Origin of the sequence: Nonomuraea sp. NPDC050786 (assembly GCF_040654115.1) — a bacterium.
In the GTDB taxonomy this organism is placed as follows: Bacteria; Actinomycetota; Actinomycetes; order Streptosporangiales; family Streptosporangiaceae; genus Nonomuraea.
In genome coordinates this window covers 45320-71693 of sequence record NZ_JBFAHJ010000030.1, presented here as the reverse complement: position 1 = coordinate 71693, position 26374 = coordinate 45320, and the positions used below count along the sequence as shown (strand labels likewise).

The following is a 26374-nucleotide window of genomic DNA, read 5'->3' as shown; positions in this document are numbered from 1 at the left end:
CCCGAGCGCAGGGCCGCCGGGGAGCTCCCGCGCCGTACAGCACGCATTCCCTGGAGCGACCGACGACACCTCCGGTAGCGTCGGTCGCGAGCGAGGGAGGTTGGGCCTGTGCGGGAGCTCTCTGGCAAGACCGCCGTGGTGACGGGTGCGGCCGGCGGCATCGGGCGCGCGCTGGCGTTGAGGTTCGCGGCCGAGGGCATGACGCTGATGCTCGCCGACGTCGATCCCGGCGGCCTCGCGGAGACGGCCGCCCAGGCGGGCGACGGAAAGGTGCTCACGCAGGTCACCGACGTCTCCGACGCGGCGGCCGTACGGCACCTGGCCAACCGCTGCTTCGGCGAGCTCGGCGCCGTGCACGTGCTCTGCAACAACGCCGGCGTCTTCCAGGGCGGGCGCATGTGGACCCGCGGCGAGGACGACTTCGCCTGGCTGCTCGGCGTGAACCTGTGGGGCGTGCTGCACGCCGTCCGCGAGTTCGTGCCGCGCATGATCGAGCAGGACGCCGAGGGGCACATCGTCAACACGGTGTCGGTGGCCGGGCTGTTCGCCACACCAGGGGCCGGCGGGTACGCGGTCACCAAGTACGCCGCGCTGGCCGCGTCCCAGGCCCTCGCCCATGACCTGGCCGCCGCGGGGGCCAAGCTCCGCGTGACCGCGCTCTGCCCCGGCGCGGTCAGGACGCGCATCGCCGACTCCGCGCGCGTGCGCCCGCACACCCTGGTCAGCACCCCCACCCAGGACGAGGTGGAGGTCCAGGAGTCCGTCAGCAGGTCGGCGGAGCGCGGCATCGAGCCGTCCCAGGTGGCCGACCTGGTCGTGGAGGCGATCAGGGAGGAGCGGTTCCTGGTGCTGACCGATCCCCGGTACGCCGCCCGGCTGCGCCTGCAGACCGAGATCCTGCTCAGCGGCAGCCTGCCGTCCTACCAGTGACGTTCGTGTCCCAGCACCCGCTTCACCCGTCCGGTACGCGGCTTGACCAGCAGCCGGACGAAGTCACCCGGCAGCACGTCGTGGTAGACGCCCTCCTTGACCAGGTATGACGTGGCCTTCTCCGAGCTGCCGTCGTGCAGGGCGAGGTAGTGGCAGCGCCTGCTGCTCATCGAGTCGGGGTCCATGTCGATGACGGCCCAGCGCTTGACGACGTAACCGGAGACCTCCTGCCGGCTAGGAACGGGGCCGGCCGAGCCGGGATCCTCGATCTCGATGCCGCGCCAGCCGCTGCCGGTGTAGATCCACTCCTGCCGGGGGTCCACCGGCGCGCCCTCGGACCCGGCGATCTCCCGCCCGGCCTCGGTCAGCAGGAAACCCCTTCCGGCCATGAGCAGGCTCATGCCGGCCACGAACGACACCACTGTCGCGATCATCCCCGGCCACGACAGCCCGGCCGCCGAGAGAGTGGCGTACCAGGGGACCACGAGCCCCATGGCCAGGAGCAGCGGCACGATCATGGTCCGCCAGCGCCTGCGCGCCAGGCCGAGCTCGATGGCCGCGTGCCGGACGAGCAGGACGAGGTCGCCGTCCAGGTCGGAACCCTCGGGCATGAGCGCCATCACCGGCGCGTACGGCCGGCCTCCCAGGCGGGCGGCCACCCGTTCCAGGACCCATCGCTCATAAGGGCGGAGCGGCTCCTGCCCGCTCGGCGCCAACGAGAGGCGTTCGCCCTCGATCGTCACCCACCCGCGCTCCGCCAGGTCAAGCAGCGCCGCATGGAACACATCCTGGGACCGCATCCCGCGTAAGAGCTCGGCCACGGGCGCGGGCACCTCGTACCGGGGCGCTTCCCGGGGCCGTTCGCGGCTGGACGCCTTGAAGGCGGCGGCCAGCGCGGTCACCCACAGGGCCCACGCCGTCACCGGCCAGACAAGATCCATCGTTCTGTGTTAGCACGAGTGCCGCCTGCAGGCCAGGTGTAATGCACAGGGCCGATAGACTGTGGTTACCGCATTTCGCCTTTGGGGGGTTTCTCACGGTGTCTGAATTCGACACAGTGCTGGTGGTCGACTTCGGCGCGCAGTACGCGCAGCTGATCGCCAGGCGCGTGCGCGAGTGTCACGTCTACTCCGAGATCGTCCCCTCGACGATGCCGGTCGAGGAGATGCTGGCGAAGAACCCCAAGGCGATCATCCTCTCCGGCGGCCCCTCCTCGGTCTACGCCGAAGGCGCGCCGCCGGTGCCGCACGGGCTGTTCGACACGGGCCTGCCCACGTTCGGCATCTGCTACGGCTTCCAGGCCATGGCGCAGGCGCTGGGCGGCGAGGTGGCCCGCACCGGCGTCGCCGAGTACGGCGGCACCGCGCTCGAGGTGCTCAACGAGGGCGTGATCTTCGCCGGCCTGCCGGGCGCCCAGACGGTCTGGATGTCGCACGGCGACAGCGTCGCGGCCGCCCCCGAGGGCTTCACGGTGACCGCCTCGACGCGCGAGACGCCGGTCGCCGCCTTCGAGCACCCCGGGCGCGGCCTGTACGGCGTGCAGTTCCACCCCGAGGTGCTCCACTCCGAGCACGGCCAGACGGTGCTCAAGCACTTCCTCGACGCGGCCGGCTGCCGCCCCTCGTGGACGATGCTCAACATCGTCGAGGACTCCGTCGAGGCGGTGCGCCGCCAGGTCGGCGACGGCCGCGCGATCTGCGCGCTGTCGGGCGGCGTCGACTCCGCGGTGGCCGCCGCGATCGTCCAGCGGGCCATCGGCGACCGGCTGACCTGCGTCTTCGTCGATCACGGTCTGCTGCGCAAGGGCGAGGCCGAGCAGGTGGAGCGCGACTTCGTGGCCGCCACGGGCGTGAAGCTCCGCGTGGTCGACGCCGCCGACCGCTTCCTCAAGGCCCTCGACGGCGTCTCCGACCCGGAGGAGAAGCGTAAGATCATCGGCCGCGAGTTCATCCGCGTCTTCGAGGACGAGCAGCGCGCCATCATGGCCGACGGCCCGGTCGAGTTCCTGGTCCAGGGCACGCTCTACCCCGACGTCGTGGAGTCGGGCGGCGGCACCGGCACCGCCAACATCAAGTCCCACCACAACGTCGGCGGCCTGCCGGAGGATCTCCAGTTCAAGCTGGTGGAGCCGCTCAGGGCGCTGTTCAAGGACGAGGTCCGCCGGGCGGGCGAGGAGCTCGGGCTGCCGGCCGCCATGGTGTGGCGCCAGCCGTTCCCCGGCCCCGGCCTCGGCATCCGCATCGTCGGCGAGGTCACCCGCGAGCGCCTCGACCTCCTGCGCGAGGCCGACGCGATCGCCCGCGAGGAGCTGTCCCGGGCCGGCCTCGACCGGCAGATCTGGCAGTGCCCGGTGGTGCTGCTGGCGGACGTGCGCTCGGTGGGCGTGCAGGGGGACGGGCGCACGTACGGGCACCCCGTGGTGCTGCGGCCGGTGACGTCGGAGGACGCGATGACGGCCGACTGGGCGCGGGTGCCCTACGACGTGCTGTCGCGCATCTCGACCCGGATCACCAACGAGGTCCGCGAGATCAACCGCGTGGTCGTCGACGTGACCAGCAAGCCCCCCGGCACCATCGAGTGGGAGTAATTTCTCTTCCGGGACGTCCACGTGCTCGCCGATCAGGGGGACGAAACGGGCGGGTGTCAGCAGGCGCTCCTGGACCAGGCGGCCCCGCCGCTTGCCGAAGAGCGTGACGATCTCGCTCAGGCCCTCCTGGATCGGCATGACCAGCCGCCCGCCCTCGGCCAGTTGCTCGGCGAGCGGGGCGGGCACCGTACGGGCCGTGGCGGAGACGACGACGGCGTCGAAGGGCGCGTGTTCCGGCAGGCCGGCGGTGCCATCACCGATCACGACCTCGGCGTTCGCCGCCCCTACGGCGGCGAGGTTGGCCCGGGCGTGCTCGGCCAGGTCGGCGTGGCGCTCCATCGAATACACCTGGCGGGCCAGGCGGGCGAGCAGGGCGGTCTGGTAGCCGTACCCGGTGCCGATCTCCAGGACCGTCTCCGTGCCCGACAGCCTCAGGGCGTCGATCATCTGCGAGATCAGGGACGGCTGCGACGTGGGCTGCCCGTGGCCGATGGGGACGGGCTCGTCGCACGGAGCACGCGCGGCGTAGCGTGGCGGCACGAACCGGTCACGTGGCGTGGTGGCGATGGCGGCCAGCAGTCGCGGATCTTCAACCCCGGACCACTGGGCGGCCTCCACCAGCGGGTCGTACTTCATCGGCGGTCACCGGCCGCAGGCCCCCGCCGGCATGCTTCTCAGAGCCATGCCCACCTGCTTCCCAGCCGCCTCGATCCGAATCCACGAGCGGGCACCACGCCACCCGGCGTGGTGCCCGCTCGACGGGTGGGTCGGGTGTCAGCAGTTCCTGCCGCTGTTGATGCAGCGGACGACGGTGCTCATGAGCTTCTCCGACATCACCCCGATGGAGCCGGCGTGGTCGGTGCTCGGGTCGTGCCGTTCGCTGGCGAACGTGTCCACCGCGAAGGGGATGTCCGCCGTGCCGGACACGTTCTCGTAGGTCAGCGTCATCCGGAGTTGCGGCACGGCCTCGGTGCCGCCCGGGCATGCGCCGGTCTCGTCAGGGAAGACGAGGTGCGTACGGTGGTCGGCGCTGTCGAGGTTCCGGCCGTCCCAGCAGCTCGGCATGTCGAAGACGCGGACCAGGTCGCTGCCGGAGGGGCAGATCGGGTACTTGTCGGTCAGCCGGTCGGTGAAACCCGTGCAGGTCCACGTCGGCCGGGCGTTGGCGCCGCCGTTGGTGACGGCCCTGGCGTCGCCGGAGACCATTCTGAGGAATCTCGGCGCGGCCGTGACCTCTGATGTGGGGTTGCCGCGGTATTCGAGCCTGACCGACGACGGCTGTACGGGGGTGCCTACGTCATCCGTGCCGGTCCCGTCATCGGAGCCGCGTACGCGCAGGGTCGGCCAGAAGTAGGCGGACCGGTCGGCGGCCGTGCGGCAGCTGGTATCCGCCTCCGCCAGGGTCTCGTTGGTCGAGAAGGCGTCGGTGGACAGGTTGCCCACGTAGTCCAGCTGGTGCTGGGCCCCGTCCGACATGCCGGGGGCGAGGATGAGGTCGTCGGCGTTGGAATGGCCTGCGCCGGTCGTACCGCATCGGGAGACGAACGTGCCCGTTGAGCCGTTCTGGTCCGCCTGCGGCTGCTCTGTCTCGGGGACCTTGCGGATGTCGACGAAGTCGTCGGCCGAGGGGCCGGCGTCCCGCGCTGAAGAGCCGCCGAGTGTGCAGGTGGCGAGTCGGTCGAGGCCGGTGGGGCGTTGGGTGACGCGTCCGATGGCTATGGCGATGCGGTCGAGGGTGGCGGCGCGTTTGCCGGCGAGGGGGCCGAGGATGGCGTTCTGGACGAAGTTGGGGCCGCCTTGTCCTGTTGATCGGGCGAGTCGGTCGTTGGCTTCTTGGAGTTGTCTGTCGAGGAGTGCGAGGTTCCGGTCGACTTCGGCCTTGGCGGCTGCGGGTATGGCGGGCAGTTTGCCGGCCACGCTGGGGCAGACGATGGACTGCGCCGCAGGGTCCTGGGTGTCACCGGGCTCCGCGGTGGGGGTGGCCTCGCTGGGCGGTGGGGTGGTCTCGGCGGGCGCCGGGGTGTCGGAGCCGCCGCCGAGTGTGCAGGTGGCGAGTCGGTCGAGGCCGGTGGGGCGTTGGGTGACGCGTCCGATGGCTATGGCGATGCGGTCGAGGGTGGCGGCGCGTTTGCCGGCGAGGGGGCCGAGGATGGCGTTCTGGACGAAGTTGGGGCCGCCTTGTCCTGTTGATCGGGCGAGTCGGTCGTTGGCTTCTTGGAGTTGTCTGTCGAGGAGTGCGAGGTTCCGGTCGACTTCGGCCTTGGCGGCTTCGGGGATGTCGGGTAGTTTGCCGGCCACGCTGGGGCAGACGATGGACTGCGCCGCGGCCGTACGGACGTAGAGGTTCACCGTGCCTGCCTGCGCGGACAGCGGAGCTCCCCACAGGACGACGGCGATGCTCCCGCCTAGGGCGGCAGCCCCCAGCCAGGGTCTGAATCGTCTTCCCCCCGATGGACTTCGCATGCGACCACTCCCTCCGGTTCTCGTGATGTGGGCAAGGAGTCCGATCTTCGAGAGGTACGCGGATCCCAAGCGGGGGGTTCATCAGGCGGTGACCGGCCCGGACGCAGGGCGGCGGACGGGCCACCCCTGACCAGCACGGATGCGTATTTATACACATTCGAGGATTGAACCCGGCCCGAGGCGCGGGTCGTACAACCGTGCGACGAACCGCGGAAGCACTCAAGCAAGCCAAGGCAGCGGTCGATGCGGAACACCAGCCCCATCTTGCGCTGGAGCCTCTGATGAAGCGGCCTCCGTCGCACCTACGTAGTCCGGAATAGGTACCTATATGGGGATTTTTCACCTCTTCCCCGAGAGCTCACTGAGGCATTCTCAAGGTGTGAGCGATCCACGCTCACCCGAAGAGGGGACGGCAGGAAACCGAACGGCAGCATCAACTCCTCAGCTGCCACTCGGGGTGCGGGGCAATGTACAGGGTTTCATGGAGCAGGATCTGGACAGCGGCGACCGGCCGCCGCCCGGTGGCGGGCCGGACGGCCTCGTGGTGGCTGCCCGCCGGCGACCTCGGCTCGGTGCGCAGCGCGCGCCGGCTCACCCGTGACAAGCTCGCCGACTGGGGCTTCGAGGCCCAGACGGACGTCGCGGAGCTGCTCGTCAGCGAGCTGGTGACCAACGCGCTGGAGCACGCGTACGGGCAGGTCCGCCTCAGCCTCTTCGCCGAGGACGGCCTGCTGCGGTGCGAGGTCGAGGACGAGAATCCCGAGCTCCCGCACCTGCGCACCGTCGATCCGGATGCGGAGAGCGGCCGCGGGCTGTTCCTGGTCAACGCGCTTTCCTGCTGCTGGGGCGGTGTCCGCACCCCTCGCGGCAAGGCCATCTGGTTCGAACTGCCGGCAATCGCCCTCACCGAGGCCTGCCCCCTGGACGCCCTCGCCTTCGCCGCGTGACCCCCGGTCTCTAGCTCTGATCGCCCGCTGGGCCGTCCGGATCGCCCGGCTTCTCCTGCGCCCGAACATTCGGTACGGCGTCGGCCGGCACGGGCTCGCCCGGCTCAGAACGTACGCGCCGGCCCCGCCGTACCGAGGCCGCCACCAGCCGCCCCACACTCCCCACGAGCAGCGGCACCAGCAGCACCCCGATGAGGATCGGCGAGGCCATGTACCGAAAGTCCTGCGCCGAGATGTTGGCCAGGATGGCCAGCTGCTGCCCGGCCACCACGGCGGCCACGCCCAGCACGTACCGGTTCCGCAGGGCCCAGGCCGCCAGCCCCACGGCCAGATAGGACAGGTACGCCCACAGAGCCCCCCGCCACAGCAGCCAGTCGTACTGCGGCGCCAGCGCGCCGGTCAGCCACGGGTCGGCCACCCGGTTCAGCTCCCACGACAGCGGCCGCAGCGAGTAGACCCAGCGCCCGGGGAAGTCGGGCACCTTGTTCGGTCCCACGTAGGTGTCGGCGTTGGGCCGCCGCGAGAACCGGTAGGTCATCCCCCCGATCGTGAGATCGTCCTGCACGGGTCTCCAGGCGATCGCCCCCCGGCACAGGCGCGCGTCCAGGATCATGCGCGGCTCGGAGAGCAGCAGCCGCTTCCAGAGGTCGAGCAGCTGGGAGGCGTGCGCGTCGGCCTGCTGCCAGCTGAAGTCCCGCCGCCAGATCAGCGGGTTGACCGTGTAGCAGGTCCCGCCCTCCTGCCACCGCGTCAGGGGCGCCACCGACGCCATGAGGGTCCTGTCCTGCTCGCTGAACAGCTCGGGATGGTCCCGGTACGCCACCGCGATGTCGCCGAACGCCGTGTGGTACACGTACGTCTTGGACGGGGCTGCGATGCCGAAGTTCGGGAAGACCAGGTTCGTGAGCACGAGCGGGAGGGCGGCGGCGAAGGTGCCGGCCAGGAGCAGCCGCACGCGCATCGTCCTGACGATCACCAGCAGCGCGACGACGGCGACGCCCACGACGAGGAAGCCGTTCGCCCGGAACAACCCGAGCAGCGTGAAGAGCACCCCGAGCCCGGCCAGGGCGGGCACGGTGACGGCGCGCCTGGCCGCGATCCGCGCGCACACGCCCGCGATGGCGATCGCGCAGATCGTGAACGGCACGTCCTTCCACAGCGTCACCGAGAACGCGCCCACGGGCGGCGCCAGCGGCATCAGCATCGCGACGAGAGTGGTCGGCAGGCGGGGCGCGCCGAGCGCCTTGAGAGACTGCGCCAGATACGTCAGCGCCGCCGCCATGGCGGTGGTCTGCGCGAACGTGACGGCGCCCAGGTCACCGGTCTTGGTGAAGCTGAGCCACAACAGCGCGTCGTAGAGCACCGAGTGATCGCTCACCCACGGCCCGACGACGGTGTGGCTGAGGTAGAGGACCGAGTCGCGGCTGAACAGGCCCGGGTAGAAGGCCGCCCACCAGCATCCGAGGACGGCCTGGACGACCGCGAAAGTCGCGAGCGCGACCCATCGCCTCCGCTTGCCCATGATCCTGATCAGGGGTAGCTGACTCCTGGCTTCGGCCCCTTGCCGCGTAGCAGCGTCGGGACCGTGACGAGGTGGTAGCCGCGTTTCTTGAGCTCCTTGAGGATCTCGGGCATGACCTTCACGGTCGCGGGGACCACGTCGTGCATGAGGATCACGCCGTCGCGCTTGGCCAGCCTGAGCACGGCCGACTTGATCTTCTTGGTGTCACGCAGCTTCCAGTCGAGCGTCGTGCCCGTCCAGAGCACCTGCGCCAGGTCCAGCTCGTCGGCCAGCCCGAGCACGCGGTCGTCGGTGTTCCCGTAGGGCGGCCGGAACATCTTCGGCCGCACCCCCGTGGCCTGCTGGATCGCGCTCTGGGCGGCCTTGATCTCGTCGAGGATCTGGTCGTCGGACAGGGACGGCAGCGAGGCGTGGGAGTAGGTGTGATTGCCGATCGCGTGCCCCTCCGCGAGCGCCTGCCTGGCCACCTGCGGCCGCCGCTCCACCTGCTTGCCGACCAGGAAGAACGTGGCCTTGGCCCCCGCCCGTTCGAGCGTCTTGAGCAGGGCGGGCGTGTTCGCGCCGGGGCCGTCGTCGAACGTCAGGGCCAGGCACTTGACCCGCGCGCAGTCGACCGTTGTCGCCTGGGCGGGCAGCGAGGTCATGGCCAGCGTCACCGCGAGCAGGGCATGAAACACCACGGATCACAGCCTAGGGCCAATGTGGCCAGACCGCGCATGTCAGCCCGTCTCGTTCTGAATACGCCCATCTCGCGAGCCAGGCCCGCGGGAACAGCGTCATCTGATGACGGTCACCAGCCGGGTGAACTCGGCGGGGAGATCGAACCCGTCCCACACTCGGTGGAAGCTCAACGCGCTCCCGACCGGCACCATGCGATCGACCCCGCGCCCGGCCAGCTCCCTGGCCAGCCTCTCCAGCTCCTCCTTGGCGAACCCGAAGTGCGTCATCGTCTGGTCCCGCCGCTCGACCAGCGTGACGAGCTCCGCCAGCGCCCCGAGCCTCGCGTGCGCGAACGTTCCCGCCCCCAGCCACTGCCTCGGCGCCGTGGCCGCCGCCGCCAGCGTCACGTTGGCCAGCGCGTTCCCGCGGAACTCGATGCTCTCCGCCAGCCCGTCGGCGGCCAGGCCGTAGGTGGATACCCGCTTCTCCACGGCCATCGCCGCATCGACCCCCCACCCGCGGACGGCCACCACCCGCGCCACGTGCTCGCAGAAGTCGGTCCGCGCCGCGTCGCAGTCGCCCTCCGCGCCCACCCAGAAGACGGTCCTGGGCGAGGAGCAGGCGGCCTGGTCGAACCAGTAGGTGTCGTTCACGAACCCCTCGGCCGCGGTGACCCGCGCCGCCCTGGGCGCGCACAGCCAGGCCGCCGCGCGCACGACGGCGAACGACGAGCGGTCGGGGAAGACCAGGTCGCGGGCGTGCGGGGCGAGCGGGTGGCGGCGCATCTCGCGTACGGTGCCGTCGCCGCCCCACACCACCCGCAGGTCGCAGGCGGCGGAGAGCGCGGCGGTGATGGCGTCGCTGCGGCCGTAGGAGACGATGCGCTGGGTGGCCGCGATGACCGGGTCCGCGTCGGTCAGGGCCTCGTGCAGGGTGTCCAGGATGACCTCGGCGACCGCGCCGGAGCGGGGCGACAGGCGCACGATGTTGCGGTTTCCCATCAGGGCCGACAGGGCCCAGGAGTAGACGAAGACGGTGTCGACGTTGGCGGGCGGGATGTGGAAGACCAGGCCGCGCGGCACGCGTACGTGCTCGGTCCCGAGACCCTCCACGGTGCGGGCCAGCTCGCTGGGCCGCAGGAAGAAGCCGAGCGAGCCCAGCTCGGGGTGGCGCCGCGCCAGCGCGGGCCGCAGCAGCCGCCTCCCGAAGGCCGCGAGGAACTCCCGGACCCGCTCGTCGCCCACGTCGAGCCCGCCGCCCAGCTCCCCGAGCAGCCCATCGACCGGTACGTGGGCCCCGGCGGGGAAGCGGACATCCAGCTTCGGGTCGTCCAGCATCAGCCCTGCCCCATGGTGTCGCTGCAGCCGCGTGCCTCCGCCCTGGGCAGCCTGCCCAGGACCTCGAACCGCTTGCCCGGCCAGTGCCCGTCATCGACGCCGCGCACCACACCCAGATCCTCGGTCAGCAGCACGTGGCCGGGGTATGAGGTGGGCAGCGTGCTGACGACCTCGATCAGCCCCGGCTCGCCGACGGCCGCCTCCTGCCAGGTCTCCGGATCACGGATCACCACATCGGCGAAATCGGGGCAGTAGAGCCCGTCGCCCTCCGGACCTTCCAGGAAGACGGTGCCGATCTGCTCGACCATCCCGTAGAAGTTGTGGATCCGGCTCAGCCCGCACTCGGCCGCCAGCCGCCTCCGGAACTCGGCGTTGTCCACCGCCTGCTCGGCCAGCCGCTTCCACCCGCCTGAGTGGATCAGCACCCCCTGCGAGAGGTCCACGCCGAGACCGCGCAGGTGGAGCCAGACCATGAACGTGAACCCGAAGACCAGGAACCGCTCGCTCCCGTGACGCGCCAGGAACGCCTTGACCGCCTCGGCGTCCACCCGCCCGTCCTCATCGAGCACGAACGTGTGGTCCCTGCCGAAGTTCATCATCCCGAGCACGCCGGCGCCCCGGGCGCTCAGCGTGGGGTCGCGGACGACGGAGCGGCTGTCCACGATCAGCATCGGCAGCCGCCGCTCGCCGAGCACCTCCCTGAGCGTCGCCGCCAGCATCCTGGTCTGCGCCGCGGCCGCCTCGCGATCGAGATAGACCCGGCTGGGCTGCTGCCCGGTGGTCCCGCTGGAGGTCAGCACCCTGAACACCTGATCCTCCCGCACGCTGCGCAGCTCGTGCGTCTTGAACAGCCGCACGGGCAGCCAGGGCAGCTCGACCAGCCGCTCGTACGGGGGGCGCGCGGCGATGGCGTCGAGGATCCTCCGGTACGGCGGGCAGGCCTGCCTGTGCCGCTCGGTGAGCGCCGCCAGCTCGCTCGCCAGGGCCGCCTCCCGCTCGCGCTCGGCCAAGCTGAACACGCTCACCGGGCCCCCTCCGCCCCACGGCGGGCCGCGGGGTGATCGTCGGCCGTCATGTGCGTGACTCCAGCGCCCGGTAGTCCACCTTGCCGGTGGACAGCAGGGGCAGGGTGTCGATGCCGCGGACGTCGAACCCGCTCCAATGGACCCGCAGCTCCGCCCCCAGCCGCCGTGCCATGATCGCGCAGCCGGCCGCGTCGAGGCCCTCGGCCCACACCGTCACCCGGTCGTCGCCGCTGGTGGCCGCCACCGGGACCGGGCCGCGCACCAGGCGCTCGACGTCGTCCAGGTTGACCCGCACGCCGAAGACCTTGGCGATCCGCTTGAGCCGCCCCGTGATGTAGAGGAACCCCTCGGAGTCGAGCCGCCCCAGGTCGCCCGTACGCAGGACGCCGCCCAGGTCGTCGCCCCTGGCCAGATCGGCGGCCGTCTCCGCGTAGCCCATCATGACGTTGGGCCCGTGGTAGACGATCTCGCCCTCGTCGACGGCCAGCCGTCCGCCGGGGATGGCCGCCCCGGCGGAGCCCGGCTTGTCGGCCAGGCGGTCGGGGGGCAGGACGGCGATGCGGGCCGTGGCCTCCGTCTGCCCGTACATCACGAAGAACCGATCGGCTTTGCCCGCGAACTCCGTGACCAGCTCCGGGCTGAGCCGGCCCCCTGCCTGGGTGAGGGTGGCGAGCGTCGGGTGCTCGGACCGCTCGTAGCGCAGTCGCCGCAGCATCTCGTACTGGTAGGGGACGGCGGCCAGCGACGTGCACCGGTGCGCGTCGAGATGCGTCCAGAACGACCGTTCGAGCAGCCCGGCCTCCGTCAGCATCACGGTCGCCCCCGCCGCCAGATGGCTGTTGAGCACCGACAGCCCGTAGCTGTAGTGCAGGGGCAGGCTGGTGGGCGCGATCTCGTCGGGGGTGATGGACAGCGCCGCGGCGATGGCGGCGGCATTGGCCTGCACGGCCTGGCGCGACAGGCGTACGAGCTTGGGATTGCCCGTCGAACCCGAGGTGGCGAGGAGCACGGCCAGGTCGGGATGGGGCTCGGGAACGTCGTGGCGTGGCGGCGGCGAGCCGTCGGCCGCGTGCGTGAAGCCGAGCAGCGCCGTCGGCCGGAACCGGGCCACCAGCTCGGCCAGCGCCCCAGGCGACAGGTCGGGATCGAGCAGCGCGACCGGCCGCCCCGACCGCCACGCGGCGAGATAGCGCAGCACCGACGTGAGGTTGTTGCGCATGCCGCAGAACAGCGGCCCGGGCCGCAGCCGGGCCAGGGCCTCCGCGGTGCGGTTGACGTGGTGGAGCAGGTCGTCGCCGCCGAGGCTCGCCTGCTCTCCCGCGACGACGAGGCGGGCCTGTGGGTGCGGGAACATCACAGCACCAGCCCGCCGTCCACGCCGATGACCTGGCCGGTGATGAAGGCGGCGACCGGCGAGAGCAGGAACGCGACGACGCCGGCGACGTCGGCCGGCGTGCCGAGCCGCCCGAGCGGGGTCGCCGCGACGGTGGCCGCGCGGGCGTCCTCGTCGAGCGTGGCGAGCATGTCGGTCTTGATGTAGCCGGGGGCCACGGCGTTGACCCGGATGCCGGTGGGCCCCAGCTCCTTGGCCGCGGCCAGGGTCAGGCCGATCAGGGCCGCCTTGGTGGCGGAGTAGACCGCCTGGCCCGCGCCGCCCATGCGGCCCATCATCGACGAGACCAGCACCACGGCGGGAGCGGTGCCGCGGCGCAGCAGCCTGAGCGAGGACTGCAGCGTGTACGTCGCCCCCACGGCGTTGACCTGGAAGAGCCGGTCGACCGTGTCGTGGCGGGTCATGCCGAGCGGGCCGCCGGCGTGCACACCGGCGTTGACCACGAGCGCGTCGAGACGGCCGTGCCGCTGGTAGATCTGCCGCATCACGGCGGACACGGCCCCGAAGTCGGCCACGTCGCAGGCGACCGAGTCGGTGACCCCGCCGCTCTCTGCGGCGACCTCGGCGGCGGCCTTCGCGGCCCGCTCCTGGTCGCGCCCGTGGAGCACGACGTCGTGGCCGGCCGCGGCCAGCGTGGCCGCGACGGCCCGGCCGATGCCCGCCGTCGAGCCGGTGACGAGGACGACCCTGCTCTCGGACGGGGCCTCAGACGGCGGCGCTGATGCCATGCTTCTCCAGCAGCTCGGCCGCCTTGGCGAACGAGCTCATGTCGATCATCTCGTCAGTGTCGATCATGATGGAGAACTCGTCCTCCATCGCGGCGATCAGTGCCATGTGGGCCAGTGAGTCCCACTGGCGGATGGCGCGGTATTCGAGCCCGTCGACGTCGGCGTCGGCCGGGAGGTTGAGCGCGCCGCGGAAGACGGCCCGCAGGCGGTCGAGATGACTCATGATCACTCACTCTCTGTCCTCAAGCCGCGACACAGTGTAGCGGGATCTGCGGGATGAGGAAAAACCAAGCCCCCGGCTCCAGTAATGGAACCGTATAACGGCGGGTGGCGCCCGTTGCGGACTGGGAATGTCGGACGGGACACGGTCCACCGTACGGGGGAATGATGGACGAATCCAATCACTGGTACGGGCACTCGCGCATACTCAGTAGATACTGCGGCCTGCCGGAGGAGTCGCCGAAACGCATCCAAGGTTTCCTCCAGCACGGCTGGAACTATCTTCACGGATTTCCGCCCGACGACCACTGGTGCAGCCCCGGATATCCCCGTTTCATCTGGTCCGACGTGCTGCGTCGCCGTGGCTGGTCCATGGGCCGCAGGGGACACTACCTCATCGGCGCGCCCTGGATTTACCTGCTGCACCTGGAGCCTGAGTTGGGCGCGGTGCCCGAGCGCAAGGGTACGATCTGGTATCCCTTTCATGGCTGGGAAAAGCATTCCGTCATTGGCGACCATGCCCGGCTGGCTGACGAAATCCGAAATGTCGAGACCGGGCCGGTCACGGTCTGCCTTTATTGGTTGGAATTCGCGAATCCGGACATTCGGCGAGCGTACGAATCGAGGGGGTTCCGGGTCATCTGCCACGGCGAGCGCGGCTCCCGCTGGGAGGGAAAGGGCCGCGACTTCCTGCGCAAGCAGCTGGTCCAGTTGCGGCGCCACCGCAGGGTGGCCTCCAACCGGCTCGGCAGTGCGCTGTTCTACGGCGCCTCGGTGGGCTGCGAGGTGGCCGTGTACGGGGATCCGATGCAGTTCGAGGACGAACGTCCCGAGTACGGCGGGACGGCGCGCCGCATGCGCCTCTGGCCCGACCTGCACGGCACGCACGTCGACCGCGAGCTGGCGGCGGAGGTGGCGCGGCGCGAGCTGGGATTCGAATATCAGGCGACACCGGAGGAGCTACTGCGAATGTTCGGATGGAAGCGGGCGCGGTCTGCATGAACAGGAATGAAGCGCCCGAGCGCGCCTCGCGGAGCGACGCCATGAACGCTGAAGCGCCGGAGAATGTCCGGTTGATCGGCGGCGAGATGCTGCTGTGGTCAGACATGTCCAACATGGGCGGCATCACGGACTGGCGGGGTGCGGCGCTCGAGCTGATCAGGAGGCTCATCCCGCCGAGCGGCCGGGTGCTGCTGGTCGGGCCGCATCCACAGGGGCTGGTGGACGAGGTGGTCTCCCAGGCTCCCTCGGCCGCCGTGCTGCTGCGCTCCTATCCCGACGCCTGCGCTCTCGGCGAACGGCATCGGGGGCTGGCGGTCTTCTGCGGGCGGCTGGAGGCGTTCGCCGCGGAGGAGCCGTACGACCTGGTGCTGGCGCTGGACGGGCTGCTGCGCACGCACTCCGCCGAGGCGCCCGCGGCGGCCTGGCGCGAGTCGCTCGGGGCGCTGGCCGGGCTGATCGCGCCCGGGGGCCGGCTGGTGCTCGGCGTACGCAACGACCTGGGCGTCGACAGGTTCCTCGAGGCCAGGCCCGCGGATCGGGAGGGCGGCGACGACCAGTGGGAGCCGCACGGCTTCGACCCGACCTACCCCGGCGGTCCCGCGGCTCTCGACCGGGGGCTGGAGTCGGCGGGGCTGAGCGTGCGGCGGTGCTACGCGGCGTATCCGGCCCGGCAGGCGCCCCGCGCGCTGCTGTCCCGCGAGGCGCTGGACGCCGACCTGCCGGACGCGCTCACGTTCCCGCTGAGCGCGCGGGGCGGCGACCGCATGCTGGTGGCCGACCCGCTCCAGCTGACGCGCCTGGTGTTCCGGCACCGCCTGGGGGAGGAGCTCGCCCCGCTGTGGCTGGCCGTGGCGACACGCCCGCCGCATGACACCGAAGCCGCCACTGTGGCGACACACCCGCCGCATGACGCCGATGAGCTGCCGCTCGGGCTCGTCGAGGAGGGCACGGCGCTGTACGAGCTCACCGGCGACGGCGTCAGGCGCCTCCCGGACGGCGAGGAGCGCCCGATCCCGGCGGGCCGGGTCGTGGAGGAGATCCTCGTGGAGGCCTGCGCCCGCGAGGACGTCCAGGCCGTGCGCGAGCTGCTGCGAAAGCTGGCCGGATGGCTGGAGGCGGGCGGCGACGTGTCGGCCGCGACGGACAGCCTGGTGTACGACGGCGAGCGGTTCGCGGCCACCAGCCCGGCCGCGGGCCCGTCCATGCCGCCCGAGCCGAAGGTCGTCCTGTGCCGGATCCTGTGGCGGTTCGCGGTCAGGCTGCTGGCGGCCGGCCACCACCACCCGTGGCCGTGGCCGCTGGAGGCCGACCAGCTCACGCTGACCCTGTGCGGCATGGCGGAGCGCCCGTGCGGACAGGGCGACCTCGACCGCGCCCGCAAGCTGGACGCCGAGCTGGGCTGCCCCGGCGAGGAGCACGTGCCCACGTACCGTGACCTGCTCGGGGCCCGCGACCGTCTGGCCGACCAGCTCACCGCGGCCCTGGCCAGGATCTCGCGCCTGGAGACCAAGCTCTCCTACCGGGAGCGCGAGCTGGTGCGGGCGAAGGCCAAGCTGCGCAGGAGCCAGCGCAAGGCCTCCGCCTACCGCAAGACGCTCGGGTACCGCCTCTCCCGCCGCCTGGCCCGCCCCCGCAAGGTCGCCCGCAGGGTCTTCCGACTGCTGTCCGGATAGCCATGGAGAAACGGATAACCACCCAGAAAGAGGAGAGCGTGTGCCGGTTCTTTCGGTGATAGTCCCGTTCCACAACGTCGAGAGGTACATCGGACCCTGCCTGGACTCCATCGCCGCCCAGACGATGGACGACCTGGAGGTCATCTGCGTCGACGACGGCAGCCGCGACGGCGGTGCGGCCGTCGTCGGGTCCAGGCTGGCCGACGACCGCCGGATCAGCCTCATCAGGCAGGACAACCAGGGCGTGGGCCGCGCCCGCAACGTCGGGGTGGGCCGGGCGACCGGCCGCTACCTGGCCTTCGTGGACGGCGACGACACCGTGCCGCGCGACGCGTTCAAGCGCATGGTGTCCTCGCTCGAGTCCACGGGCTCGGACCTGGCCTGCGGGAACGTCATGCGTCTCTACCGCAACCTGCTCATGCCGTCGTGGGCGCACAGGGAGGCGTTCGCGCGGCCGATCAGAGGCACCCACATCACCCGCCACCCGCTGCTGGTCCGCGACCGCATGTTGTGGAACAAGGTCTATCGCCGCTCGTTCTGGGAGCGCCTCGGCCTGAGCTTCCCCGAGCGCATGTACGAGGACCAGCCCGTCGCCATGGCGGCCCACGTGGGGGCGGAGAAGGTGGACGTGCTGGCCGCGATCGTCTACCACTGGCGGCAGCGCGAGGAGGCGGCCGCCTCCATCACCCAGCGTTGCCTGGAGGCCGGCAACCTGCGCGACCGCCTCCTGTCCGTGCTGGAGACCGCCGCCCTGCTGGATCGGGGGGCGCCGGGCCTCAGGACGGACTTCGACCGCGACACGCTGGACATCGACATGTCCGTCGCTGTGGAGGCCATGGCCGCCATGGGCTCGGCGGCGGACCCGGCCCTGGTGGACCTGGCCGTCCGCTATCTCGACGGCGTGTCGCGCGAGGCGTGGCGGAGCATCCCGTATCCGCTGCGCCTCCAGGTCCACCTGCTGCACCAGCGCCGCCTGTCCGAGCTGGCGTACGTCTTCGCCCAGGACCGCTGCGGGCAGCTGCAGCCCCGGGTGGGCTCGGCCGGGCTCCTGCGCAAGCGCTGGTACGGCAGGCACCCGATGATGCCGGAGGGTCTGTCGGAGGTCTCCGGCGAGCTGGCCGTGACCGCCAGGCTGGTGAGCCTCGACTGGCGCGACGGCGTGCTCCACGGCGTGGGCCGCGTGGGGCTGGGCAGGTTCGAGGTGGGAGAGCTGCGCCGGATGCGGGTCAGAGTCTGGCTGGAGGAGCGCAGGACCGGCGAGAGCGTGCTGCTCTCCGACAAGGAGAGCGCGCCGACCTGGGAGAGCGTCGCGCAGGAGGACGGCGGCCCGCTGCCGGAGCACGCGTTCCCGTTCAGGTTCGCGTTCGATCCGGCCGCGCTGACGCCGGCGCAGCTGGCCCGGCATGGCCGCTGGGACCTGTGCGTGCGCCTCAGGGGACACGGGCTGAAGCTCGCCGGCCGGGTGGCGGGGCCGCGCTGGCTGCCGCCGCTGATCCCCGCGCCGCGCCTCAGCAGGGGCGTGTGGCTGGTGCCGGTACGCAGCCCCAGGGGCGCGTGGGGCCTGCGTCTGCGCACGGCGGAGGCGATCATCCGCGAGTGCCGGGTGGACGGCGGCGACCTGGTGTTCTCCGGGGTGCTGTCCGACCTGGGCGACGGGGAGCCGGTGGTCAGGCTGCGGCGCAGGAGCGATGGCGAGGAGATGTACTTCCCTGTGACGCTCGCCGGCCAGGACTTCCAGGCGCGGGTGCCGCTGGCCGACATCGACGAGAGCGTGGGCCACGAGTCGTGGTGGGAGGTCGTCATCGACCAGGGCAAACCCATCCGGCCGCTCGTACGGACCAGGCAGCGGCCCGTCGCGACCGTCGCGGACCGGCGCTTCCTCGTCGACCGGGGCGAGGACGGCTGCCTCCTGCTGGCCGAGCGCTGAGTCAGGCAGCCCTGGTCAGGCAGCGCTCGGCCGCGCAGCGCTCGGCCAGGCAGCGCTGGTCAGGCGAGGATGCCGGCGAGCGTCTCCACGACCCGGTCCTGCTGGGCGTCGGTCAGATCGGGGAACAGCGGCAGCGACAACTGCTCGGCGTAGTAGGCCTCGGCCCGGGGGCAGAGCCCGCGCCGGTAGCCGAGGTCCGCGAAGACCGGGTGCCAGTACGCCGGCAGGTAGTTGACCTGCACGCCGATGCCGGCGGCCCGCATGCGCTCGTAGACCTCGCGCCGGCGCCCGTCGCGGACCCTGACCGGGTAGAGGTGCCAGCTCGGTCGCACGTACGCGCGCTCAGCCGGCAGCGTCAGCCCCGGCACGTCACGCAGCAGCGCGTTGTAGCGCGCGACCAGCTCCCAGCGCCGCTCGCGGAAGGCCGCGAGACGCCTGAGCTGGCTGAGCCCGAGCGCGCACAGCACGTCGGGCAGGCGGTAGTTCAGCCCGAACTCGTGCACCTCCTGATGCCACCCGCCCTCGTCCGGCTCGCGCTGGTCGGCCGGCTCCCTGACCAGCCCGTGGTTCCTGAAGCGGGCGGCCCGCTCGAGCAGTGTGGGGTCGGCCGCCGCCACCGCGCCGCCCTCGGCGGTCGTCACGGTCTTGGTCGGGAAGAAGGAGAAGGTGGTCAGGTCGGCGAGCGCGCCCACGGCCCGGTCCTTGTACGCGGCCCCGATCGAATGCGCGGCGTCGGCGACCAGCACCGCCCCGGCCGAATCGGCGATCGTGCGCAGCTCGTCGTAGTCGGCCGGATGGCCCGCGTAGTCCACTGCCGTGACGGCCCGCGTCCTCTCGCCGGCCAGCGCGGCGACGGCGTCGGGGTCGAGGTTGCCCGTGTCGGGCTGCACGTCGGCGAAGAGCACCCGCGCGCCCAGCAGCGCGGCCGTGGCCGCCGTGGCCACGAACGTCAGCGGCGACGTGACCACCTCGTCGCCCGCCCGCACCCCGGCCGCCACGTACGCGACGTGCAGCGCGGCCGTCCCCGACGTGACCGACACGCAGGGCACGCCGCCCGCCCAGCGGGCCAGCTCCGCCTCGAACCGGCCGACGGCGGGCCCGGTGGTCAGCCAGTCGCCGCGCAGCACCTCGGCGACGGCCTCGACGTCGGACTCGGCGATCGACTGCCGCCCGTAGGGGAGCATCAGCCGGCCGCCATGGCGCGCAGGTCGGCGACCGAGAGCCACCGGTCGTTGGTGTCGGAGCGGTAGGTGAATCCCTCCGGCACCACCTCTCCGCCCGGCGGCGTGTAGCCCCAGGTGGCGATCGTGGGCTGGACGATGTACCGGTCGGGCAGGCGCAGCGTCCTGCGGCCGTCGTCGGGCGCGATCATCTCCTCGTGCAGCTTCTCGCCCGGCCGGATGCCGATCTCGTAGATCGTGCTGTCGGGCGCCAGCGCCTCGGCCAGGTCGGTGATGCGCATGCTCGGGATGCGCGGCACGTAGAGCTCGCCGCCCCGCATGAGGTCGAACGAGTCCACCACGAACCTGACAGCCTGGTCGAGCGTGATCCAGAACCTGGTCATGCGCTTGTCGGTGATCGGCAGGCTGGCGCCCTGCTCCGCCAGGCGCAGGAAGAACGGCACCACCGAGCCCCTGCTGCCGACCACGTTGCCGTAGCGGACGACGGAGAAGCGGGTCTCGTGGGCGGCGGCGTAGTGGTTGGCCGAGACGAAGAGCTTGTCGGCGACCAGCTTGGTGGCCCCGTACAGGTTGATCGGGCTGGAGGCCTTGTCGGTGGAGAGCGCGACCACCTTGCGCACGCCGCAGTCGATGGCGGCCTCGACGAGGTTCTGGGATCCGGCGACGTTGGTGCGGACGTACTCGAACGGGTTGTACTCGGCCGTGTCCACCTGCTTGAGCGCTGCCGCGTGGACCACGTGGTCGATGCCGTGCATGGCGCGGGTCAGCCGCTCGCGGTCCCTGACGTCGCCGATGAACCAGCGCAGGCGGTCGTCGTCGCTGAAGAGCTGCCTGAGCTCGTACTGCTTGAGCTCGTCGCGGGAGAAGACCACCAGGCGGCGCACCCCCAGCGAGTCGAGCGCGTGGCGGATGAACGCCTTGCCGAAGGACCCCGTGCCTCCGGTGATCAGAATTGACGATCCACTGAGAATGCTCACGTGGCCCCCTGAAATCGCGCTGACGCGCTGTAGTCGTTCGAGCAGTTCGGTAGCATAGCGCGATCGATTGGGCACGCAGAGCCACACGGGGGAATGGGGCTTCGATGCGTATTGTCGGGATTGTCCAGGCACGCATGGGCTCGACCCGCCTGCCGGGCAAGGTGCTGCGGGAGCTGGGCGGCAGGTCGGTGCTGGGGTGGGTGGTCCGCGCCGCACGCGAGGCCGGCGCGCTCGACGATCTCGTGGTGGCCACCACCACCGAGGAGGCCGACGACGCGGTGGTCGCCGAGTGCCGCCGTCTCGGCGTGGCGTGGCACCGGGGGCCCGTGGATGATGTGCTGACGAGGTTCATGGAGGCGCTGGCGGGGCGGCGCGGGGACGCGGTGATGAGGTTCACTGCGGACTGCCCGCTGCTGGACCCCGCCGTGATCAGGGAGGCGGCGCTGGTGTTCCGTGCCGTTCGGGGGCTCGGCTACCTGAGCACGAGCCTGGCGCGCACGCTGCCGCGCGGGCTGGACGTGGAGATCGTGGGCAGGGCCGCGCTCGAGCGCGCCGACGCCGAGGCGGAGGGGTTCCACCGCACGCACGTGACCTCCTATGTCTACTCGCACCCGGGTGAGGCGCGGCTGCTCGGGCTGGCCTACCAGCCGGCTGCCGACGACCTGCGGATCACGCTCGACACGGAGGACGACTGGCGGCTCATCTCCCGGGTGGTGGACGCGCTGGGCGACCGGTGCCTGCCGTTCGGGACGGTGGTGGGCTGGCTGCGCGAGCGGCCGGAGGTGTGCGGGCTCAACGCCCACGTACGGCAGAAGGCCCTCCAGGACGCGTGAGCGGGGTCGGCTTCCGGTGCGACGCCGGCGTCAGGAGCGGCGTCGGCCACCTGGTGAGGTGCGTGGCGCTGGCCGAGGAGCTGTGCGCGCGGGGCGTGCCGGTGGTCTTCCTCGGCGAGGTGCGCGGCTCCGACTGGGCGCTGGCCCAGCTCGGCGCGCGCGGGCTGCCGCTGGTGCCCGCTCCGGGGCAGCCGGCGCGCCTGGCAGGGCTGGCCCGCGAGCTCCGGCTGGACGCCGTGGTCCTCGACTCATACGAGCTGCCGGACGGCACGGGGGCGGCGCTCAGGAGGGTGGTTCCGCGCGTGCTGGCGATCGTGGACGGCGACCCGCTGGGCCAGGAGGCCGATCTCTACCTCGACCAGAACCTCGGCGCCGAGCGCCGCCCCTTCCCCCGGCCCGCCCCGCGCCTGGCCGGGGCGCGCTACGTGCTCCTGCGGGACAGCGTGCGGCGGCGCAGGCGGGTCAGGCGTGCCGGGCCTGCCGGGCCGGGGGAAGGGGCGGTGCCGCGCGTGCTCTGCTTCTTCGGCGGCACCGACAGCGCGGGCGTGGCCCCCACCTGGGCCGCGGCACTGCGAGCGACCGGGGCGGCGTTCGAGGCCACGGTCGTCAGCCCGGAGCCGTTCGAGGCGGGCGGGCCGATCACCGTGATCCCGCCGACCGACCGGCTGCCCGACCTCATGGCCGAGGCCGATCTCGTGGTCACCGCCGCCGGGTCGGCCGTCTGGGAGCTGCTCTACCTCGGCGTGCCCACCGCCCTGAGCTGGGTGGCCGACAACCAGCTCGTCGGCTATGAGGAGCTCGTGGGCCGGGGCGTCGCGGCCGGGCTCGGGCGGGTGACCGACGCCGGGGCCGGCGCCCGGGCCGTCGGCGTGCTGGCCCGCCTGCTCACCGACCCCGCCGCCCGCGAGGAGCACGGGCGGCGCGGCCGCGGCCTCGTGGACGGCCGGGGCAGGGAGCGCGTCGCGGACGCCCTCCTCAGATCAGGTCCCAGCTGAGCGGCGTGCCGAACGGGACATCGCGGGTGAAGCGCCGCCCCATCACCTCTCCGGCCGCGTCGGGAGGCAGCCCGCCCGCGGGCCGGATCGAGCGAACGTTCTCGGAGGTCACCTCCTCGCCCGCGCGCACGTCACGCACCACGTACAGCGATCGGCGGAACCGCAGCCCCTCCAGCTCGGACGGCCGGGGCCCGATGTCCACGCCCCCCAGCGACTGCCAGGCCCGCCCGCTCTCCACCACGAGCGCGGCCAGCTCGGCGGGCTCCAGCGAGAAGGCCGAGTCCACCCCGCCCTCGGCCCGCGACATGGTGACGTGCTTCTCGATCAGGCAGGCCCCCAGCGCCACCGCCGCCAGCGGCACCCCGATGCCCGGCGTGTGGTCGGACACCCCGACCACCTCGCCCGTGAGCGCCGCCAGCCGCGGCAGCGACCGCAGGTTGCTCTCGGCGGGAGAGGCCGGATAGGAGGCCGTGCAGGACAGCACGGCGAGCTCGGTGCAGCCCGCCTCGCGGGCGGCGCCCAGCGCGTCCTGGATCTCGCGTGTCGACGCCATCCCCGTGGAGATGATCAGGGGCTTGCCGGTGGCGGCCGCGAGCCGGATCAGCGGCAGGTCCACGATCTCCGAGGAAGCGATCTTGTACGCCGGCACGTCCAGCTTCTCCAGGAACTCGACGGCCGTGGGGTCGAAGGGCGAGGAGAACGCGATGAGCCCGTGCCGGCGGGCCCGCTCGAAGATCGGCTCGTGCCACTCCCAGGGCGTGTGGGCGCGCTCGAAGAGCCGGTAGAGGGTCTCGCCGCCCCACAGCTCGTGCCCGTCGCCCAGGCGGAACGCGGGCCCGTCGCAGTCGATGGTCAGCGTGTCGGGCCGGTATGTCTGCAGCTTCAGCGCGTGCGCCCCACTGGCCGCCACCGCGTCCACGATGGCCAGCGCCCGCTCCAGGCTCCCGTTGTGGTTGCCGGACAGCTCGGCGACCACGAACGGCGGATGATCGGCCCCGATCGCCCGCCCCGCGATGGAGATCATGAGTGCTCCTTCCTGAGCCTGATGGTCACGACGTCACGCGACACCCCGTCGACGTCCCGCCGATAGGTCCCGGCCTCCACGAAACCGAACCGCCTGTGCAGCCGCAGGGCCACCTCGTTGCAGGCCAGCACCTCGCCGCGGAGCGTCGTCAGCCCGAGCGGCCCGAAGGCGTACTCGATGGCCGCCCGCTCCAGGCCGACCCAGACCCGGAGCAGCTCCCCAGACTGCTCCAGCCCGTCAAGGTCGAGGTAGAAACCCCAGGTGGCGCTCTCGGACGACAGGCCGGAGTAGGTGACCACGCCCGCGGCCGCCTCCTCGTGGTCGTAGATCAGCACCAGCTTGCGCGCGTCGGCGCGGGTGCTCTCCCACCAGCGGGCGTGCTCTCCCTCGGAGATCTCGTGCGTGGTGAAGCTGGCCGCCCGCACGCGCGGATGGTTGCGCCATCGGCGCATGACCGGCAGATCGTCGTCCCGGACGCTTCTCAGCACCGCTCCCCCTACTGATCGTGCTCGACTCACTGCCCAACGTAGCGGATTATGCGTCCGGTAAAGAGCTGATCAGGGCTGCGGAATCCGCCGGGCGGCCGGGGCATGCTGCCCCTGAACCCGTCCCGAGAGCCAAGGAGCAATTCGGAATGATCCCCCTGCTCAGCGTGGTCGTCCCGGTCTACAACGTGGAGCCGTACATCACGGAATGCCTGAAGTCGCTGGCCGCGCAGACGCTGGACGACATCGAGGTCGTCCTGGTGGACGACGGCTCCTCGGACGGCAGCCGGCGCATCGCCGAGGACTTCGCCGCGAAGGACGACCGCTTCGTCCTGCTCGGCCAGCGGAACCTGGGGCCGGGACCGGCCCGCAACGCGGGGATCAGGCAGGCCCGCGGCACGTACCTGGCCTTCGCCGACAGCGACGACGTCGTGCCGCCCGACGCGTACCGGCGGCTCGTGGACACGCTCGCGGAGACCGGCTCGGACCTCGCGTGCGGCGCGGTGGGGCGGCTCGTGGACGGCGTGCTGGAGGAGTCGATCCTGCACGAGAAGGCGTTCAGGCGGCCGGAGCTGTGCACGCACATCACCGACAAGCAGGTCCTCATCAGGGACCGCACGGTCTGGAACAAGGTCTACCGGCGCGACTTCTGGGAGCGCGGCGGCCTGGCGTTCGCCCCGGGCATCTACGAGGACGTGCCCGTCGCCATGCAGGCGCACGTCCTGGCCACCAGCGTGGACATGATCGGCGACGTGGTCTACCACTGGCGCAAGCGCGACGCGGGGGAGACCTCGATCACGCAGCGCCGGGCCGAGCTGCCCAACCTGTACGAACGGCTGGCGGCCATCCGCGCGGTCCGCGCCTTCCTCGACGAGCGGGCGCCCGAGCTGCTCGACGGCTTCGACGCGCTGGTGCTGGAGAAGGACATCGTCTTCCTGTTCCAGGCGCTGGAGGCGTGTGAGGAGGCGGGGCCGCTGCTGCAGCTGGCCGAGGCGTGGCTGACCACGCTGAGCCCGAAGGCGCTGGCCACCGCGCCGTCGCTGCGCCGCCTGGAGCTGCACCTGATCAGGCGCGGCATGGTGGACGAGCTGCGCCAGGTGCGCGAGTTCCGGCGCGCCTGCGAGGACGGCACCCGCATCGTTCCGCGCGGCCGCCGCACCACCAACTGGTACGGCGACTACCCCTTCTTCCGCAAACGCCGCCGGCTCCGCATCCCCGACGAGGTGTTCGACGCCCGCGACGAGATCAGGCTGGTCGCCAGGGTCGAGGAGTGCACCTGGACCGGCGCCGAGTACCACCTGCGCGGCCAGGTCGCCTTCCACCGGGTCGACCGCAAGGTGAGCAAGGTCGACATGTGGCTCAGCGACGGCCGCCGCCGGGTGCCGCTGGAGGTGCGCCGTACGGGCCGCCACGGCATGGCCGCGACCGTCGATCCCGAGCGGCTCCAGGGCGGCGGGCCGAGCTGGCGCCTCCAGGTGCGCGGCGAGGCCCGCGGCCTCGTGCTCAAGGGCTGGGCCAGGGACGGCGACGCGAACACCGCGTGGCGGCTGTCCGTGCCAGGTTGGTCAAGAAGCGGCATGGACATGCCCCAGTAGTTCCAGAGAGTAATCACTCGGGCGCGTCACGTGGTCATGCTGGAATCCATGAGGACCTATTCGCTCGATGACGTCCACGAGACACGCAAGCGGAGAGACTCCTGGTGGACCGTGTATTTCGTGGATCCGGTCGCCTGCCGGGTCGCCCTCCAGGTCGCCAACCACACCCGGCTGACGCCCAACGGCCTCACCGTGTTCTCACTGGTCCTCGGCGCTGTGTCGGCCGCCTGTTTCGCGACGAATCAGCTCATAGCGGGCGCTGTCGTCTTCTATCTGAGCTTCATGATCGACTGCGTGGACGGCAAAATCGCCCGGCTCAAGGGCACGGGCACGCCGTTCGGCCTCTGGCTCGACTACGTGGGGGACCGGGTCAGGGTGGTCCTGTGTGCCGGGGGGCTGGCATACGGGCAGTACGCCCTCACCTCGGATGTGCGCCACGTCCTGCTCGGGGCGGCCGTCGCCGTGCTGGACCTGTTCAGGTACGTCAACGCGCCGCAGATGAAGCGCGTACGCGAGGTCGTACGGGAGGAGCGGGGGGAGCGGGAGCCCGACGAGGACCTCATCGAGCCCCTGGAGCGGGTGCCGCTCGCCGAGAGGACGCGGCGGCCGCGCAGCTTCCCCAAGCGGTTCAACAGGTTCCTGGCGCGGCACCGGGTCCGCTCGCACCTGATCAGCGGCATCGAGTTCCACGCGGCGGTGTTCGTGGTCGCGCCCCTTGCGGGGGCATGGGCGCTGATCCCGCTCGCCGCGCTCGCCGGAGCGCTGCTGCTGGCCAACGAGATCTTCCTGGTCTACCGGCTGTGGCGCTTCACGCGCAGGCACGACGTCGCCTCCGCTCAGGAGAGCCGAGAGCACGTTCTCGTCTAAGTTT

General features: G+C 71.7%; 23 protein-coding genes and 1 pseudogene. 10 read left to right on the top strand and 14 right to left on the bottom strand.

Annotated elements, in window-relative coordinates; translation table 11 throughout:
* Positions 1 to 108: 108 nt before the first annotated feature.
* Entirely contained in the window at positions 109 to 930 is an 822-nt protein-coding gene (locus AB0H84_RS40105; protein WP_357616803.1) for an SDR family NAD(P)-dependent oxidoreductase, read from the top strand.
* Here AB0H84_RS40105 and AB0H84_RS40100 read toward each other — a convergent pair.
* Positions 921 to 1871, bottom strand: a complete 951-nt coding sequence (locus AB0H84_RS40100) for a hypothetical protein (RefSeq protein WP_357616801.1) — start codon at positions 1869 to 1871, stop codon at positions 921 to 923. The genes AB0H84_RS40105 and AB0H84_RS40100 overlap by 10 nt on opposite strands.
* Positions 1872 to 1912: 41 nt before the next feature.
* Here AB0H84_RS40100 and guaA point away from each other — a divergent pair, with 41 nt between their 5' ends.
* On the top strand, positions 1913 to 3517 hold the full coding sequence (gene guaA / locus AB0H84_RS40095) for a glutamine-hydrolyzing GMP synthase (RefSeq protein ID WP_357616799.1): 1605 nt from the start codon (positions 1913 to 1915) through the stop codon (positions 3515 to 3517).
* Positions 3518 to 3595: 78 nt separating this feature from the next.
* On the opposite strand, the pseudogene AB0H84_RS40090 reads toward guaA, so the two are convergent.
* A pseudogene (locus AB0H84_RS40090) lies at positions 3596 to 4153 on the bottom strand (protein-L-isoaspartate O-methyltransferase); the annotation flags it as partial.
* A 138-nt stretch (positions 4154 to 4291) separates the two neighbouring features.
* The gene (locus AB0H84_RS40085; RefSeq protein ID WP_357616797.1) at positions 4292 to 5866 is read right to left on the bottom strand and encodes a DUF1996 domain-containing protein; all 1575 of its coding nucleotides are present in this window, start codon (positions 5864 to 5866) and stop codon (positions 4292 to 4294) included.
* A 581-nt stretch (positions 5867 to 6447) separates the two neighbouring features.
* Between AB0H84_RS40085 and AB0H84_RS40080 the strand changes: the two genes are divergently transcribed.
* Positions 6448 to 6927, top strand: a complete 480-nt coding sequence (locus tag AB0H84_RS40080; RefSeq protein ID WP_357616795.1) for an ATP-binding protein — start codon at positions 6448 to 6450, stop codon at positions 6925 to 6927.
* Positions 6928 to 6937: 10 nt separating this feature from the next.
* Here AB0H84_RS40080 and AB0H84_RS40075 read toward each other — a convergent pair whose 3' ends face one another.
* The 7 genes from AB0H84_RS40075 to AB0H84_RS40045 form a co-directional block, all read right to left on the bottom strand.
* Entirely contained in the window at positions 6938 to 8449 is a 1512-nt protein-coding gene (locus AB0H84_RS40075; RefSeq protein WP_357616793.1) for a hypothetical protein, read from the bottom strand.
* Between the two features lie 8 nt (positions 8450 to 8457).
* Positions 8458 to 9129, bottom strand: a complete 672-nt coding sequence (locus AB0H84_RS40070; RefSeq protein WP_357616791.1) for a polysaccharide deacetylase family protein — start codon at positions 9127 to 9129, stop codon at positions 8458 to 8460.
* Between the two features lie 96 nt (positions 9130 to 9225).
* Complete coding sequence (locus AB0H84_RS40065; RefSeq protein ID WP_357616789.1) at positions 9226 to 10446, bottom strand: acyl-CoA reductase; 1221 nt, start codon at positions 10444 to 10446, stop codon at positions 9226 to 9228.
* Positions 10446 to 11471 carry an acyl-protein synthetase gene (locus AB0H84_RS40060; RefSeq protein ID WP_357616787.1) on the bottom strand — a complete coding sequence of 342 codons (1026 nt, stop codon included), beginning with the start codon at positions 11469 to 11471 and terminating at the stop codon, positions 10446 to 10448. The genes AB0H84_RS40065 and AB0H84_RS40060 overlap by 1 nt, the downstream gene beginning before the upstream one ends.
* A 46-nt stretch (positions 11472 to 11517) precedes the next feature.
* Complete coding sequence (locus tag AB0H84_RS40055) at positions 11518 to 12825, bottom strand: AMP-binding protein (protein WP_357616785.1); 1308 nt, start codon at positions 12823 to 12825, stop codon at positions 11518 to 11520.
* Positions 12825 to 13592, bottom strand: coding sequence for an SDR family oxidoreductase (locus tag AB0H84_RS40050; protein WP_357616783.1), 768 nt, complete (start codon positions 13590 to 13592; stop codon positions 12825 to 12827). Before AB0H84_RS40050 ends, AB0H84_RS40055 begins: the two co-directional genes overlap by 1 nt.
* A complete protein-coding gene (locus AB0H84_RS40045; protein ID WP_357616781.1) occupies positions 13570 to 13815 on the bottom strand; it encodes an acyl carrier protein in 246 nt (81 codons plus the stop codon). Before AB0H84_RS40045 ends, AB0H84_RS40050 begins: the two co-directional genes overlap by 23 nt.
* A 161-nt stretch (positions 13816 to 13976) precedes the next feature.
* On the opposite strand from AB0H84_RS40045, the gene AB0H84_RS40040 reads away from it, so the two are divergent.
* From AB0H84_RS40040 to AB0H84_RS40030, 3 genes are read left to right on the top strand one after another with little or no spacing between them, the layout of a single operon-like run.
* Positions 13977 to 14813 carry a hypothetical protein gene (locus AB0H84_RS40040; protein WP_357616779.1) on the top strand — a complete coding sequence of 279 codons (837 nt, stop codon included), beginning with the start codon at positions 13977 to 13979 and terminating at the stop codon, positions 14811 to 14813.
* Between the two features lie 41 nt (positions 14814 to 14854).
* Positions 14855 to 16486, top strand: coding sequence for a hypothetical protein (locus tag AB0H84_RS40035; protein ID WP_357616777.1), 1632 nt, complete (start codon positions 14855 to 14857; stop codon positions 16484 to 16486).
* Positions 16487 to 16526: 40 nt separating this feature from the next.
* Complete coding sequence (locus AB0H84_RS40030) at positions 16527 to 18413, top strand: glycosyltransferase family 2 protein (RefSeq protein WP_357616775.1); 1887 nt, start codon at positions 16527 to 16529, stop codon at positions 18411 to 18413.
* Between the two features lie 59 nt (positions 18414 to 18472).
* Here AB0H84_RS40030 and AB0H84_RS40025 read toward each other — a convergent pair whose 3' ends face one another.
* Positions 18473 to 19597, bottom strand: a complete 1125-nt coding sequence (locus AB0H84_RS40025; protein ID WP_357616773.1) for an aminotransferase class I/II-fold pyridoxal phosphate-dependent enzyme — start codon at positions 19595 to 19597, stop codon at positions 18473 to 18475.
* On the bottom strand, positions 19597 to 20571 hold the full coding sequence (pseB, locus tag AB0H84_RS40020) for a UDP-N-acetylglucosamine 4,6-dehydratase (inverting) (RefSeq protein WP_357616771.1): 975 nt from the start codon (positions 20569 to 20571) through the stop codon (positions 19597 to 19599). Before pseB ends, AB0H84_RS40025 begins: the two co-directional genes overlap by 1 nt.
* Positions 20572 to 20675: 104 nt before the next feature.
* Between pseB and AB0H84_RS40015 the strand changes: the two genes are divergently transcribed.
* On the top strand, positions 20676 to 21404 hold the full coding sequence (locus AB0H84_RS40015; RefSeq protein WP_357616769.1) for a glycosyltransferase family protein: 729 nt from the start codon (positions 20676 to 20678) through the stop codon (positions 21402 to 21404).
* Positions 21401 to 22399 (top strand): hypothetical protein, encoded by a 999-nt coding sequence (locus tag AB0H84_RS40010; RefSeq protein ID WP_357616767.1) that lies wholly within the window; start codon positions 21401 to 21403, stop codon positions 22397 to 22399. Before AB0H84_RS40015 ends, AB0H84_RS40010 begins: the two co-directional genes overlap by 4 nt.
* Here AB0H84_RS40010 and pseI read toward each other — a convergent pair.
* Together pseI and AB0H84_RS40000 are read right to left on the bottom strand one after the other, a co-directional pair.
* Entirely contained in the window at positions 22380 to 23423 is a 1044-nt protein-coding gene (gene pseI, locus AB0H84_RS40005) for a pseudaminic acid synthase (RefSeq protein WP_357616765.1), read from the bottom strand. The two genes, AB0H84_RS40010 and pseI, sit on opposite strands and share 20 nt — an antisense overlap.
* On the bottom strand, positions 23420 to 23911 hold the full coding sequence (locus AB0H84_RS40000) for a GNAT family N-acetyltransferase (protein WP_357616763.1): 492 nt from the start codon (positions 23909 to 23911) through the stop codon (positions 23420 to 23422). The genes pseI and AB0H84_RS40000 overlap by 4 nt, the downstream gene beginning before the upstream one ends.
* Before the next feature lie 146 nt (positions 23912 to 24057).
* Between AB0H84_RS40000 and AB0H84_RS39995 the strand changes: the two genes are divergently transcribed.
* Both AB0H84_RS39995 and AB0H84_RS39990 read left to right on the top strand, forming a co-directional pair.
* Positions 24058 to 25503, top strand: coding sequence for a glycosyltransferase family 2 protein (locus tag AB0H84_RS39995; RefSeq protein WP_357616761.1), 1446 nt, complete (start codon positions 24058 to 24060; stop codon positions 25501 to 25503).
* A gap of 48 nt (positions 25504 to 25551) precedes the next feature.
* Complete coding sequence (locus AB0H84_RS39990) at positions 25552 to 26370, top strand: CDP-alcohol phosphatidyltransferase family protein (protein WP_357616759.1); 819 nt, start codon at positions 25552 to 25554, stop codon at positions 26368 to 26370.
* The last annotated feature ends 4 nt before the right edge of the window (positions 26371 to 26374 follow it).

Excerpts from the sequence above, each read along its gene's own strand:
- AB0H84_RS39990 (WP_357616759.1), top strand. The coding sequence starts at position 25,552 with ATGAGGACCTATTCGCTCGATGACGTCCACGAGACACGCAAGCGGAGA.
- AB0H84_RS39995 (WP_357616761.1), top strand. The coding sequence starts at position 24,058 with ATGATCCCCCTGCTCAGCGTGGTCGTCCCGGTCTACAACGTGGAGCCG.
- AB0H84_RS40055 (WP_357616785.1), bottom strand. The coding sequence starts at position 12,825 with ATGTTCCCGCACCCACAGGCCCGCCTCGTCGTCGCGGGAGAGCAGGCG.
- AB0H84_RS40065 (WP_357616789.1), bottom strand. The coding sequence starts at position 10,446 with ATGCTGGACGACCCGAAGCTGGATGTCCGCTTCCCCGCCGGGGCCCAC.
- AB0H84_RS40015 (WP_357616769.1), top strand. The coding sequence starts at position 20,676 with ATGCGTATTGTCGGGATTGTCCAGGCACGCATGGGCTCGACCCGCCTG.
- AB0H84_RS40050 (WP_357616783.1), bottom strand. The coding sequence starts at position 13,592 with ATGGCATCAGCGCCGCCGTCTGAGGCCCCGTCCGAGAGCAGGGTCGTC.
- AB0H84_RS40025 (WP_357616773.1), bottom strand. The coding sequence starts at position 19,597 with ATGCTCCCCTACGGGCGGCAGTCGATCGCCGAGTCCGACGTCGAGGCC.
- AB0H84_RS40045 (WP_357616781.1), bottom strand. The coding sequence starts at position 13,815 with ATGAGTCATCTCGACCGCCTGCGGGCCGTCTTCCGCGGCGCGCTCAAC.
- AB0H84_RS40100 (WP_357616801.1), bottom strand. The coding sequence starts at position 1,871 with ATGGATCTTGTCTGGCCGGTGACGGCGTGGGCCCTGTGGGTGACCGCG.
- AB0H84_RS40075 (WP_357616793.1), bottom strand. The coding sequence starts at position 8,449 with ATGGGCAAGCGGAGGCGATGGGTCGCGCTCGCGACTTTCGCGGTCGTC.
- AB0H84_RS40080 (WP_357616795.1), top strand. The coding sequence starts at position 6,448 with ATGTACAGGGTTTCATGGAGCAGGATCTGGACAGCGGCGACCGGCCGC.
- guaA (WP_357616799.1), top strand. The coding sequence starts at position 1,913 with ATGCACAGGGCCGATAGACTGTGGTTACCGCATTTCGCCTTTGGGGGG.
- AB0H84_RS40035 (WP_357616777.1), top strand. The coding sequence starts at position 14,855 with ATGAACGCTGAAGCGCCGGAGAATGTCCGGTTGATCGGCGGCGAGATG.
- pseI (WP_357616765.1), bottom strand. The coding sequence starts at position 23,423 with ATGATCTCCATCGCGGGGCGGGCGATCGGGGCCGATCATCCGCCGTTC.
- AB0H84_RS40040 (WP_357616779.1), top strand. The coding sequence starts at position 13,977 with ATGATGGACGAATCCAATCACTGGTACGGGCACTCGCGCATACTCAGT.